Origin of the sequence: Streptomyces sp. NBC_00306 (assembly GCF_036169555.1) — a bacterium.
GTDB lineage: Bacteria > Actinomycetota > Actinomycetes > Streptomycetales > Streptomycetaceae > Streptomyces > Streptomyces achmelvichensis.
In genome coordinates this window covers 4,728,252-4,741,214 of record NZ_CP108032.1, presented here as the reverse complement: position 1 = coordinate 4,741,214, position 12,963 = coordinate 4,728,252, and the positions used below count along the sequence as shown (strand labels likewise).

At 68.7% G+C, this 12,963-nt stretch carries 12 protein-coding genes; all 12 read right to left on the bottom strand.

The features are described 5' to 3' along the window. Positions 1–1,923: an NADH-quinone oxidoreductase subunit L gene (nuoL, locus tag OHA05_RS21140; RefSeq protein WP_328861444.1), complete on the bottom strand. Its 1,923-nt coding sequence runs from the start codon at positions 1,921–1,923 to the stop codon at positions 1–3. Between the two features lie 12 nt (positions 1,924–1,935). Continuing rightward, entirely contained in the window at positions 1,936–2,235 is a 300-nt protein-coding gene (gene nuoK / locus OHA05_RS21135; RefSeq protein WP_069927518.1) for an NADH-quinone oxidoreductase subunit NuoK, read from the bottom strand. Beyond that, positions 2,232–3,062, bottom strand: a complete 831-nt coding sequence (locus tag OHA05_RS21130) for an NADH-quinone oxidoreductase subunit J (protein WP_313944757.1) — start codon at positions 3,060–3,062, stop codon at positions 2,232–2,234. The genes nuoK and OHA05_RS21130 overlap by 4 nt, the downstream gene beginning before the upstream one ends. Then, on the bottom strand, positions 3,059–3,691 hold the full coding sequence (gene nuoI / locus OHA05_RS21125) for an NADH-quinone oxidoreductase subunit NuoI (protein WP_313944758.1): 633 nt from the start codon (positions 3,689–3,691) through the stop codon (positions 3,059–3,061). Before nuoI ends, OHA05_RS21130 begins: the two co-directional genes overlap by 4 nt. Next, positions 3,684–5,024 carry an NADH-quinone oxidoreductase subunit NuoH gene (gene nuoH / locus OHA05_RS21120; RefSeq protein ID WP_313948905.1) on the bottom strand — a complete coding sequence of 447 codons (1,341 nt, stop codon included), beginning with the start codon at positions 5,022–5,024 and terminating at the stop codon, positions 3,684–3,686. The genes nuoI and nuoH overlap by 8 nt, the downstream gene beginning before the upstream one ends. 59 nt (positions 5,025–5,083) lie before the next feature. After that, entirely contained in the window at positions 5,084–7,597 is a 2,514-nt protein-coding gene (locus tag OHA05_RS21115; protein ID WP_328861443.1) for an NADH-quinone oxidoreductase subunit G, read from the bottom strand. After that, positions 7,594–8,964: an NADH-quinone oxidoreductase subunit NuoF gene (nuoF, locus tag OHA05_RS21110; RefSeq protein ID WP_313944760.1), complete on the bottom strand. Its 1,371-nt coding sequence runs from the start codon at positions 8,962–8,964 to the stop codon at positions 7,594–7,596. Before nuoF ends, OHA05_RS21115 begins: the two co-directional genes overlap by 4 nt. Next, positions 8,964–9,776, bottom strand: coding sequence for an NADH-quinone oxidoreductase subunit NuoE (gene nuoE / locus OHA05_RS21105; protein WP_313948906.1), 813 nt, complete (start codon positions 9,774–9,776; stop codon positions 8,964–8,966). Before nuoE ends, nuoF begins: the two co-directional genes overlap by 1 nt. Positions 9,777–9,802: 26 nt before the next feature. Next, positions 9,803–11,125 (bottom strand): NADH-quinone oxidoreductase subunit D, encoded by a 1,323-nt coding sequence (locus OHA05_RS21100; protein WP_313944761.1) that lies wholly within the window; start codon positions 11,123–11,125, stop codon positions 9,803–9,805. Further along, on the bottom strand, positions 11,122–11,850 hold the full coding sequence (locus OHA05_RS21095; protein ID WP_313944762.1) for an NADH-quinone oxidoreductase subunit C: 729 nt from the start codon (positions 11,848–11,850) through the stop codon (positions 11,122–11,124). The genes OHA05_RS21100 and OHA05_RS21095 overlap by 4 nt, the downstream gene beginning before the upstream one ends. 91 nt (positions 11,851–11,941) lie before the next feature. Then, positions 11,942–12,496, bottom strand: a complete 555-nt coding sequence (locus OHA05_RS21090; RefSeq protein ID WP_313944763.1) for a NuoB/complex I 20 kDa subunit family protein — start codon at positions 12,494–12,496, stop codon at positions 11,942–11,944. A 17-nt stretch (positions 12,497–12,513) separates the two neighbouring features. Beyond that, on the bottom strand, positions 12,514–12,873 hold the full coding sequence (locus tag OHA05_RS21085) for an NADH-quinone oxidoreductase subunit A (RefSeq protein WP_313944764.1): 360 nt from the start codon (positions 12,871–12,873) through the stop codon (positions 12,514–12,516). Positions 12,874–12,963: the final 90 nt, after the last annotated feature.

Here is a 12,963-nt window from a genome sequence, read left to right as displayed (position 1 = left end):
TTACACCGCCCTCATCAGCAGGGTCGCGGCGATCAGCACCGCCGTACCTCCGAACATCGAGACGGCGTACGAGCGGGCGTAGCCGTTCTGCAGTTTGCGCAGCCGGCCCGAGAGCCCGCCGACCGAGGCGGCCGTGCCGTTCACCACGCCGTCGACCAGGGTGTGGTCGACGTAGACCAGGGAGCGGGTGAGGTGTTCGCCGCCGCGGACCAGGACCACGTGGTTGATGTCGTCCTGGTACAGGTCGCGGCGGGCGGCCCGGGTGAGCAGCGAGGCCCGCGGAGCAACCACCGGCACCGGCTTGCGTCCGTACATGGCCCAGGCGATGGCGACGCCGATCAGCAGCATGGCGATGGTGCAGGCCGTGATCGCCGGCACGCTGATCACCGGGTGCGGATGCTCGAACTCGGTGACCGGAGCCAGCCAGTTCACGAAGCGGTCGCCGATGCTGAAGAACCCGCCGGCGAAGACCGACCCGAAGGCGAGCACGATCATCGGGATCGTCATCGACCTCGGCGACTCGTGCGGATGCGGGTCGTGGCCCGACCCCGCGGCGGAGTCGCTGTCGGACTCTGTGGGCTGCCAGCGCTTCTCACCGAAGAAGGTCATGATCATCACGCGCGTCATGTAGAACGCGGTGATACCGGCGCCCAGCAGGGCGATTCCGCCGAAGATCCAGCCGCGGATGCCGTCGTCGTACGCGAAGGCGGCCTCGATGATCTTGTCCTTGGAGAAGAACCCGGAGAACGGCGGCATCCCGATGATCGCGAGATAGCCGAGCCCGAAGGTGACGAAGGTGACCGGCATGTACTTCCGCAGGCCGCCGTACCTGCGCATGTCGACCTCGTCGTTCATGCCGTGCATGACCGAACCGGCGCCGAGGAACAGACCGGCCTTGAAGAAGCCGTGCGTCACCAGGTGCATGATCGCGAAGGCGTATCCGATCGGGCCGAGACCGGCCGCGAGGATCATGTAGCCGATCTGCGACATCGTCGAGCCGGCGAGGGCCTTCTTGATGTCGTCCTTGGCGCAACCGACGATCGCACCGAACAGGAGCGTGACCGCACCGACGATCACGACGGCCAGCTGGGCGTCGGGTGCGGCGTTGAAGATCGCGCCGGAGCGGACGATCAGATACACACCCGCGGTCACCATGGTCGCCGCGTGGATGAGGGCGGAGACCGGGGTCGGGCCCTCCATCGCGTCCCCCAGCCAGGACTGCAGCGGCACCTGGGCGGACTTGCCGCAGGCCGCCAGCAGCAGCATCAGGCCGATGGCCGTCAGCTTGCCCTCGCTCGTCTCACCCGTCGCCTCCAGGACCGGCCCGAAGGCGAAGGTCCCGAAGGTGGTGAACATCAGCATGATCGCGATCGACAGGCCCATGTCGCCGACGCGGTTGACGAGGAAGGCCTTCTTCGCCGCGGTCGCCGCACTGGGCTTGTGCTGCCAGAAGCCGATGAGGAGGTACGAGGCGAGGCCGACGCCCTCCCATCCGACGTACAGCAGCAGGTAGTTGTCGGCGAGGACCAGCAGCAGCATGGCCGCGAGGAACAGGTTCAGATAGCCGAAGAAGCGGCGGCGCCGCTCGTCGTGCTCCATGTACCCGATGGAGTAGATGTGGATCAGTGTGCCGACGCCGCTGATCAGCAGGACGAAGGTCATCGACAGCTGGTCGAGCTGGAAGGCGACGTCCGCCTGGAAGCTTTCGACCGGGATCCAGGTGAACAGCGTGCTGTTCAGGGTGCGTTCATCGGCGCCCTTGCCCAGCATGTTCGTGAACAGCACCACGCCCAGCACGAACGACGCACCGGCGAGCACGGTGCCGATCCAGTGGCCCGTGCGGTCGAGCCGCCGCCCGCCGCACAGCAGGACCGCCGCTCCGAGCAGTGGCGCCGCGATGAGCAGCCCAATCAGGTTCTCCATGCCGGCGGCCCCTTACAGCTTCATCAGGCTGGCGTCGTCGACCGAGGCCGAGTGACGGGAACGGAACAGCGACACGATGATCGCGAGCCCGACCACGACCTCCGCGGCGGCGACGACCATCGTGAAGAACGCGATGATCTGGCCGTCGAGGTTGCCGTGCATACGGGAGAAGGCGACGAACGCGAGGTTGCAGGCGTTGAGCATCAGCTCGACGCACATGAAGACGACGATCGCGTTCCGCCGGATCAGCACCCCGGCCGCGCCGATGGTGAACAACAGCGCTGCGAGGTACAGGTAATTGACGGGATTCACTTCGCGACCTCCTCTTCGTGCTCGTCGTGGTCACGGCCGAGCCGGTCCTCCGAGCGCCGCTCCAGCGCCTTGAGGTCCGCCAGCGCCTCGTCCGACACGTCGCGGATCTGGCCGCGCTGCCGCAGCGTCTGCATGACCGTGAGCTCGGACGGCGTGCCGTCCGGGAGCAGACCGGCGATGTCCACGGCGTTGTGCCGGGCGTAGACACCCGGAGCCGGCAGCGGGGGCAGGTGCTTGCCCTCGCGGACCCGCTCTTCGGACAGCTCCCGCTGCGTCTTGGCCCGCTCGGTGCGCTCCCGGTGGGTGAGCACCATCGCGCCGACGGTCGCGGTGATCAGCAGCGCGCCGGTGATCTCGAAGGCGAAGACGTACTTGGTGAAGATCAGGGCGGCGAGTCCCTCGACGTTGCCGCCGTGGACGCTGTTGGCCGCGCCGAGTCCGTTGAAGTTCTTCAGCGAGGCGTTGCCGATGCCGGCGATCAGCAGGATGCCGAAGCCGAGTCCGCAGGCCGCGGCGAGCCAGCGCTGGCCCTTCAGCGTCTCCTTGAGCGAATCGGCGGCGGTGACGCCTACCAGCATGACGACGAAGAGGAACAGCATCATGATCGCGCCCGTGTAGACGACGATCTGCACGACACCGAGGAAGTAGGCGCCGTTGGCGAGGTAGAAGACCGCCAGGACGATCATGGTCCCGGCGAGGCAGAGTGCACTGTGCACGGCCCGCCGCATCAGGATCGTGCACAGGGCGCCGATCACGGCGACGGTGCCGAGCACCCAGAACTGGACGGCCTCACCCGTCGAGGTGGTGGTGGCGGCGAGGGCGTTCATGATCCGGCCACCTTCCCCGAAGCCGGTTCCCCGTCACCGAAGGTGGAGGCGCCTTCCTGCGGCTTCTCCTGCTTGGAGAGGGCGACCTGCTGGACCGTGCCGGGAGCGGCCTCGGTGACCAGACCCCGGTAGTAGTCCTGCTCGTCCGTGCCGGGGAAGATCGAGTGGGGCGAGTCGACCATGCCCTCCTCGAGTCCGGCGAGGAGCTGCTCCTTGGTGTAGATCAGCGCCTCGCGGGAGCTGTCGGCCAGCTCGAAGTCGTTCGTCATCGTCAGCGCCCGGGTCGGGCAGGCCTCGATGCACAGCCCGCAGAGAATGCAGCGGGCGTAGTTGATCTGGTAGACGCGGCCGTACCTCTCGCCCGGGGAGTAGCGCTCCTCCTCGGTGTTGTCCGCGCCCTCCACATAGATCGCGTCCGCCGGACAGGCCCAGGCGCACAGCTCGCACCCGATGCACTTCTCGAGGCCGTCCGGGTGCCGGTTGAGCTGGTGCCGGCCGTGGAAGCGCGGCGCCGTGACCTTCTGCTCCTCCGGGTACTGCTCGGTCAGCCGCTTCTTGAACATGGCCTTGAAGGTCACGCCGAAGCCGGCAACCGGATTCTGGAACTTGTTCTCGGATCCCTCAGACACCGTCAGCCTCCTTTCCGTCACGAGGTCCGTCACCCTGAGTATCGGGTCCACCACTGACAATCAGCTCGCGCTCCCGGCGCGGACGCCTGCGCGGCACCGGCGGCAACTCCTGTCCCGGCAGCGGCGGTACGGGGAACCCGCCCGCCATCGGGTCGAAGGCCGCGGGCGCTTCCTTCGCCGCCTGGGCCTCCGCCTCCTTCTCCTTCTTGCCTCGGAAGATGTCGAAGACGAAGGAGAGCAGCAGGACGGCGATGACCGCGCCGCCGACGTAGAGCACGATCTGCTGGAAGTCGTAGTTCTCGTTCCGCAGCGCCCGCACGGTCGCGACCAGCATCAGCCAGACCACCGAGACGGGGATGAGGACCTTCCAGCCGAGCTTCATCAGCTGGTCGTAGCGGACACGGGGAAGCGTGCCGCGCAGCCAGATGAAGAAGAACAACAGCAGTTGGACCTTGATGACGAACCAGAGCATCGGCCACCAGCCGTGGTTCGCGCCCTCCCAGAACGTGGAGATCGGGTAGGGAGCCCGCCAGCCGCCCAGGAAGAGGGTGACCGAGACGGCGGAGACGGTGACCATGTTGACGTACTCGGCCAGCATGAACATCGCGAACTTGATCGAGCTGTACTCGGTGTTGAAGCCGCCGACGAGGTCGCCCTCGGACTCGGGCATGTCGAACGGCGCCCGGTTGGTCTCACCGACCATCGTGATCACGTAGATGATGAAGGAGACCGGCAGCAGGATGATGTACCAGCGGTCCGCCTGCGCCTCGACGATCGCCGAGGTCGACATCGACCCGGAGTAGAGGAAGACGGAGGCGAACGCCGCGCCCATCGCGATCTCGTACGAGATCATCTGCGCGCAGGAGCGGAGTCCGCCGAGGAGCGGATACGTGGAGCCGGACGACCAGCCCGCGAGCACGATGCCGTAGATGCCGACCGAGGCGACCGCGAGGATGTAGAGCATCGCGATCGGCAGGTCGGTCAGCTGCATCGTGGTGCGGTGGCCGAAGATCGAGACCTCGTTGCCGGACGGGCCGAACGGGATCACGGCGATCGCCATGAAGGCCGGGATCGCGGCGACGATCGGCGCGAGGACGTAGACGACCTTGTCCGCGCGCTTGACGATCAGGTCTTCCTTGAGCATGAGCTTGATGCCGTCGGCGAGCGACTGGAGCATGCCCCAGGGGCCGTGCCGGTTGGGCCCGATGCGCAGCTGCATCCAGGCCACCACCTTGCGCTCCCACACGATGGAGAACAGCACGGTGATCATCAGGAAGGCGAAGCAGAACACGGCCTTGATGACGACGAGCCACCACGGGTCGCGCCCGAACATCGAGAGATCCTCGGCGGCGAGAACGCTCTGCTGGGCTTCCGCGAAATGAGCGAGGGCACTCACGCTCGCACCTCCGGTACCTCAGTGGTGACGGCCGGGGCCGCGGCCGGGCCGATGCGGACCAGCTGTCCGGGGACGGCGCCGGTGTCCGAGGTGACGCCGCCGCCCGCGGAGTTCAGCGGCAGCCACACCACCCGGTCCGGCATCGCCGTCACCTGGAGCGGGAAGCTGACCGAACCCGACGGGCCCGAGACGGACAGGACGTCGCCGTCCTTGACGCCGGTCTCGGCCGCGGTCGTCGCCGAGAGCCGGGCGACCGCCGCGTGGCGGGTGCCCGCCAGCGCCTCGTCGCCCTGCTGGAGCAGACCCTGGTCGAGCAGCAGCCGGTGTCCGGCCAGTACCGCCTCGCCCTCGCCGGCACGGGGCAGCGACTGTGCGGACTCCATCGGTTCGGTGGCCCGCGGGCCGTCCCACGAGCCGAGCCGGTCCAGCTCCCTGCGGGCCGACTTCAGGTCGGGCAGTCCGAAGGGGACGTCGAGTTCGTCGGCGAGCATGTGCAGCACCCGCGCGTCGGACGGCGCCAGCCGGCGCGTCATCTGTTCCGGCTTGAGCGCGGCCTCGAACAGCCGTGCCCTGCCTTCCCAGTTGAGGAAGGTGCCGGACTTCTCGGCGACGGCGGCGACCGGGAAGACCACGTCCGCCCGCTCGGTGACCTCGCTCGGCCGCAGTTCCAGGGAGACCAGGAAGCCGACCGAGTCGAGCGCCTCACGTGCGCGCGCCGGGTCCGGCAGGTCCGCGACCTCGACGCCCGCGACGACCAGCGCGCCCAGTTCGCCGATGGCGGCGGCCTCGACGATCTGGCCGGTGTCACGGCCGTAGCGGTGCGGGAGTTCGCGTACGCGCCAGACCTCGGCGGTCTCCTCGCGGGCCCGCGGGTCGGTGGCCGGGCGGCCGCCGGGCAGCAGCGAGGGGATCGCGCCCGCCTCGACCGCGCCGCGCTCGCCCGCCCTGCGCGGGATCCACACCAGCTGGGCGCCGGTCGCGGTCGCCGCCCGTACGGCGGCGGTGAGTCCGCCGGGCACGGCCGCGAGCCGCTCGCCCACCACGATCACCGCGCCGTCGGCGCGCAGCGCGTCGGCCGCGGCCGAACCGTCGCCCTCCAGGCCGACGTTGCTGCTGAGCGCGTCCAGCCACTCGGTCTCGGTGCCGGGGGCCGCGGGCAGCAGGACGCCGCCCGCCTTCTCCAGACCGCGGGTGGCGTGGGTGGCCAGCGCGAAGGTGCGCTGGCCGTGCTTGCGGTGCGCCTTGCGCAGCCGCAGGAAGACCCCGGCGGCCTCCTCCTCGGACTCGAACCCGACGAGCAGGACCGCGGGCGCCTTCTCCAGCGTCCGGTAGGTGAGCCCGCTGCCGTCCAGGTCGCGGCCCCGGCCGGCGACCCGGGCGGCCAGGAAGTCGGCCTCCTCGGAGGAGTGCACCCGGGCACGGAAGTCGACGTCGTTGGTGTCGAGGGCGACCCGGGCGAACTTGGCGTACGCGTAGGAGTCCTCGACGGTGAGCCGGCCGCCCAGCAGGATCCCGGCCCGGCCGCGCGCCGCGGTCAGCCCGGCCGCCGCGGCCGCGAGTGCCTCCGGCCAGCTCGCCGCTTCCAGCTCGCGGGTCTCGGGGTTGCGCACGAGCGGGGTGGTCAGGCGGTCGTGGCGCTGCGCGTAGCGGAAGCCGAAGCGCCCCTTGTCGCAGATCCACTCCTCGTTGACCTCGGGGTCGTCGGCCGCGAGCCGCCGCATGACCTTGCCGCGCCGGTGGTCGGTGCGCGTCGCGCAGCCGCTCGAGCAGTGCTCGCACACGCTCGGCGAGGAGACCAGGTCGAAGGGGCGGGAGCGGAATCGGTACGCCGCCGAGGTCAGCGCGCCCACCGGGCAGATCTGGATGGTGTTGCCGGAGAAGTACGACTCGAAGGGGTCGCCCTCACCGGTGCCGACCTGCTGGAGCGCGCCGCGCTCCAGGAGTTCGATCATCGGGTCGCCGGCGACCTGGTTGGAGAAGCGGGTGCAGCGCGCGCAGAGCACGCACCGCTCGCGGTCCAGCAGCACCTGGGTGGAGATCGGCACCGGCTTCTCGAACGTCCGCTTCTTTCCCTCGAAGCGGGACTCGGCGCCGCCGTGCGACATCGCCTGGTTCTGCAGCGGGCACTCGCCGCCCTTGTCGCAGACCGGGCAGTCGAGCGGATGGTTGATCAGCAGCAGCTCCATCACGCCCTTCTGCGCCTTCTCGGCGACGGGCGAGGTGAGCTGCGACTTGACGACCATGCCGTCGGTGCAGGTGATGGTGCAGGAGGCCATCGGCTTGCGCTGGCCCTCGACCTCGACGATGCACTGCCGGCAGGCACCGGCCGGGTCGAGCAGGGGGTGGTCGCAGAACCGCGGGATCTCGATGCCGAGCAGTTCGGCGGCGCGGATGACCAGCGTCCCCTTGGGGACGGAGATCTCCACGCCGTCGATCGTCAGCGAGACGAGGTCCTCGGGCGGCACAGCCGCCTCCCCGCCCCCGGAGGGAGCGCTTGTAGTGACCGTCATGCGTTCACCTCCGTAGTGGTGTGCCGGTCGGCCCAGAGGGTCGACCTGGCGGGGTCGAAGGGGCAGCCCTTGCCGGTGATGTGCTGCTCGTACTCCTCGCGGAAGTACTTGAGCGAGGAGAAGATCGGGGACGCGGCGCCGTCGCCGAGCGCGCAGAACGACTTGCCGTTGATGTTGTCGGCGATGTCGTTGAGCTTGTCGAGGTCGGCCATCTCGCCCTTGCCCGCCTCGATGTCGCGCAGCAACTGGACCAGCCAGTAGGTGCCTTCACGGCACGGCGTGCACTTGCCGCAGGACTCGTGCGCGTAGAACTCGGTCCAGCGGGTCACCGCCCTGACGACACAGGTGGTCTCGTCGAAGCACTGGAGGGCCTTGGTGCCGAGCATCGAGCCGGCCGCTCCGACGCCCTCGTAGTCCAGCGGGACGTCGAGGTGCTCGTCGGTGAACATCGGGGTGGAGGAGCCGCCCGGCGTCCAGAACTTGAGCCGGTGGCCCGCCCGCATGCCGCCGCTCATGTCGAGCAGCTGGCGCAGGGTGATCCCGAGCGGGGCCTCGTACTGGCCGGGGCTCGTGACGTGCCCGCTGAGCGAATACAGCGTGAAGCCCGGGGACTTCTCGCTGCCCATCGACTTGAACCAGTCCTTGCCCTTGTTCAGGATCGCGGGAACGGAGGCGATGGACTCGACGTTGTTCACCACAGTGGGGCAGGCGTACAGACCGGCGACCGCGGGGAAGGGCGGCCGCAGCCGGGGCTGGCCGCGCCGGCCCTCCAGGGAGTCCAGCAGCGCGGTCTCCTCACCGCAGATGTAGGCGCCCGCGCCCGCGTGCACGGTGAGTTCGAGGTCGAGTCCGCTGCCGAGAATGTCCGTGCCGAGGAAGCCCGCTTCGTACGCCTCGCGGACGGCTTCGTGCAGCCGCCGCAGTACGGGGACGACCTCACCGCGCAGATAGATGAAGGCATGGTTCGACCGGATCGCGTAACAGGCGATCACGATGCCCTCGATGAGGGAGTGCGGGTTGGCGAAGAGGAGCGGGATGTCCTTGCAGGTGCCCGGCTCCGACTCGTCGGCGTTGACGACGAGGTAGTGCGGCTTGCCGTCGCCCTGCGGAATGAACTGCCACTTCATTCCGGTGGGGAAGCCGGCGCCGCCGCGGCCGCGCAGACCGGAGTCCTTGACGTAGGCGATGAGGTCGTCGGGCGACATGGCCAGTGCCTTGCGCAGACCCTGGTAGCCGTCGTGACGCCGGTAGGTCTCCAGCGTCCAGGACTCGGGCTCGTCCCAGAAGGCGGACAGCACCGGCGCGAGCAGCTTCTCGGGGCTGCTCTCGCCCTGGGCGCTGCCCCCGAATTCGGTGGACACGGTCATCACTCCCCCTCCTCGGTCACCGGGCCGGCCGGGTGCTCCGGGTCGGAGTCCGAGGTCTTCTGCGGTGCGTCGTGCGAGCTGAGGTGCTCGGAACCGGGCTGGGGCGCGTCCTGGCGGGACTCGGCGCGCGGCGAGACCACCCGGGCTGCCGTCGTCTCGCCCTTGGCGAGGCGCAGTCCGATCAGCGAGGCGGGACCCGCGCCGCCGGTGGCCTCGACGGCGCCGGGGCGCTCGTCGGGGAAGCCGGCGAGGATGCGCGCGGTCTCCTTGTAGGTGCACAGCGGCGCACCGCGGGTCGGCTCGACGGGCCGTCCTTCGCGCAGGTCGTCCACGAGCCGGCGGGCGGACTCGGGCGTCTGGTTGTCGAAGAACTCCCAGTTGACCATCACCACGGGGGCGAAGTCGCAGGCCGCGTTGCACTCGATGTGTTCGAGGGTGACCTTGCCGTCCGCGGTGGTCTCACCGTTGCCGACCCCGAGGTGTTCCTTCAGGTCGTCGAAGATGGCGTCGCCGCCCATCACCGCGCAGAGCGTGTTGGTGCACACCCCGACCTGGTAGTCGCCGGAGGGCTTGCGCCGGTACATCGAGTAGAAGGTCGACACCGCGGTGACCTCGGCGGTGGTCAGCTCCAGCACCTCGGAGCAGAACCGCACGCCGGTACGGGTGACATGGCCTTCCTCGGACTGCACCAGGTGCAGCAGCGGCAGCAGGGCGGACCGGCTGTCGGGGTAGCGGGCGACGATCTCCTTCGCGTCCGCTTCGAGCCTGGCGCGTACATCGGCCGGGTAGTCGGGGGCGGGGAGCTGGGGCATGCCCAGGCTCACCTCTTGATTTGCGGTCACCGGTCGACGCCTCCCATCACGGGGTCGATGGACGCGACGGCGACGATGACGTCGGCGACCTGGCCGCCCTCGCACATCGCCGCCATGGCCTGAAGGTTGGTGAAGGACGGGTCACGGAAGTGGACCCGGTAGGGGCGGGTGCCGCCGTCGGAGACGACATGGACACCGAGCTCGCCCTTGGGGGACTCGACAGCCGCGTACGCCTGACCGGCGGGGACCCGGAAGCCCTCGGTCACCAGCTTGAAGTGGTGGATCAGGGCCTCCATGGAGGTGCCCATGATCTGCTTGATGTGGTCGAGGGAGTTGCCGAGTCCGTCGGGCCCGAGCGCGAGCTGCGCGGGCCAGGCGATCTTCTTGTCCGCGACCATGACCGGGCCCGGCTCCAGCCGGTCCAGGCACTGCTCGACGATGCGCAGCGACTGCCGCATCTCCTCCAGCCGGATGAGGAAGCGGCCGTAGGAGTCGCAGGTGTCGGCGGTCGGGACGTCGAAGTCGTACGTCTCGTAGCCGCAGTACGGGTCGGTCTTGCGCAGGTCGTGGGCGAGGCCCGCCGAGCGCAGGATCGGTCCGGTGGCGCCCAGCGCCATGCAGCCGGTGAGGTCGAGGTACCCGATGTCCTGCATACGGGCCTTGAAGATCGGGTTGCCGGTGGCGAGCTTGTCGTACTCCGGCAGGTTCTTCTTCATCGTCTTCACGAACTCGCGGAGCTGGTCCACGGCGCCCGGCGGCAGGTCCTGGGCGAGGCCTCCGGGGCGGATGTACGCGTGGTTCATCCGCAGGCCGGTGATCAGTTCGTAGATGTCGAGAATCAGTTCACGATCGCGGAAGCCGTAGATCATGATCGTGGTGGCGCCGAGCTCCATACCGCCGGTGGCGATGCACACCAGGTGCGAGGAGAGCCGGTTCAGCTCCATCAGCAGGACGCGGATGACCGTCGCGCGGTCCGGGATCTGGTCCTCGATGCCGAGCAGCTTCTCCACGCCGAGGCAGTACGCCGTCTCGTTGAAGAACGGCGTCAGGTAATCCATGCGCGTGACGAAGGTGGTGCCCTGCGTCCAGGTCCGGTACTCGAGGTTCTTCTCGATGCCGGTGTGCAGATACCCGATGCCGCAGCGGGCCTCGGTGACCGTCTCGCCGTCGATCTCCAGGATCAGCCGGAGCACGCCGTGGGTCGAGGGGTGCTGCGGGCCCATGTTGACGACGATGCGCTCGTCGTCGGCCTTGGCCGCGCTCTGCACGACCTCGTCCCAGTCGCCGCCGGTGACTGTATATACAGTCCCCTCGGTGGTCTCACGTGCGGACGCGTGCGATGTACTCACGAGTACGACCTCCGCTGGTCAGGAGCCGGGATCTGGGCGCCTTTGTACTCGACGGCGATGCCGCCGAGCGGATAGTCCTTGCGCTGCGGGTAGCCCTGCCAGTCGTCCGGCATCATGATCCGGGTGAGGGCGGGGTGGCCGTCGAAGACGAGCCCGAAGAAGTCGTAGGTCTCGCGCTCGTGCCAGTCGTTGGTCGGATAGACGGCGACGAGGGAGGGCACGTGCGGGTCGCTGTCCGGGGCGGAGACCTCGAGGCGGATCAGCCGGCCGTGGGTGAGCGAGCGCAGGTGGTACACCGCGTGCAGCTCGCGGCCCTTGTCCTCGGGATAGTGGACACCGCTGACACCGGTACAGAGCTCGAAGCGCAGGGCCGGGTCGTCCCTCAGGGTGCGGGCCACCTGCGTCAGCAGCTCGCGCGCGACGTGGAAGGTGAGCTCCCCGCGGTCGACGACCGTCTTCTCGATGACGTTCTCGGGGACGAGACCCTGTTCCTCCAGCGCGCCCTCGAGCTCGTCGGCGACCTCGTCGAAGTAGCCGCCGTAGGGGCGGTTCGTCGGGCCGGGCAGCCGGACGGAGCGGACGAGGCCGCCGTAGCCGGAGGTGTCGCCGCCGTTGTTGGCACCGAACATGCCGCGCTGGACGCGGATCTCCTCGCCGCCCTCACCACGCTGTCCGGGAAGGTTCTGCTCGCTGAGTTCCTTCTCGGGGTTCGGCTGGTCCGTCATCGCTGCACCCCCTGGATCGCTTCTCCGCCCGTACGGCTCGGGGGTGCGGATTCGCTCGTCATCTGCGGCACGGCGGCCGTGCGTACGTCGCTCACCGGAGCAGCCCCTTCATCTCGATCAGGGGAAGCGCCTTGAGCGCCGCTTCCTCCGCCTCGCGGGCCGCTTCCTCCGCGTTCACGCCGAGCTTGGAGGACTGGATCTTCTGGTGGAGCTTGAGAATGGCGTCCATCAGCATCTCCGGACGCGGCGGGCACCCGGGCAAATAGATATCGACAGGGACGACATGGTCGACGCCCTGCACAATTGCGTAGTTGTTGAACATTCCGCCCGACGAAGCGCACACGCCCATGGAGATGACCCACTTGGGGTTGGGCATCTGGTCGTAGACCTGCCGCAGGACGGGCGCCATCTTCTGGCTCACCCGGCCCGCCACGATCATCAGGTCGGCCTGGCGCGGCGAGCCGCGGAAGACCTCCATGCCGAACCGGGCCAGGTCGTACCGTCCGGCACCGGTCGTCATCATCTCGATGGCGCAGCAGGCCAGACCGAACGTGGCCGGGAAGACGGATGACTTGCGCACCCAGCCCGAGGCCTGTTCGACGGTGGTCAGCAGGAAACCGCTCGGCAGTTTCTCTTCGAGTCCCATTGGTGCCCCTCAGCCCCTCAGTCCCATTCCAGGCCGCCGCGCCGCCACACATACGCATAGGCGACGAAGACGGTGAGCACGAAGAGCAGCATCTCCACGAGCCCGAAAAGCCCCAGGGCGTCGAAGGTGACCGCCCAGGGGTAGAGGAAGACGATCTCGATGTCGAAGACGATGAAGAGCATCGCCGTCAGGTAGTACTTGATGGGAAAGCGGCCGCCGCCGGCCGGCGTGGGAGTGGGTTCGATGCCGCACTCGTACGCCTCTTGTTTCGCCCTGTTGTAGCGCTTCGGGCCGATAAGCGTGGCCATGACCACGGAGAAGATCGCAAACCCTGCCCCGAGGGCGCCGAGCACAAGGATGGGCGCGTAAGCATTCACCCTCCTCGCTCCTTCCAGTCGTCCTTGACCGTTGGACCGCACCGGGCATTCGTCTCGCCGCCTCGAAGATCGCGTGTATGTGAGGCAGTT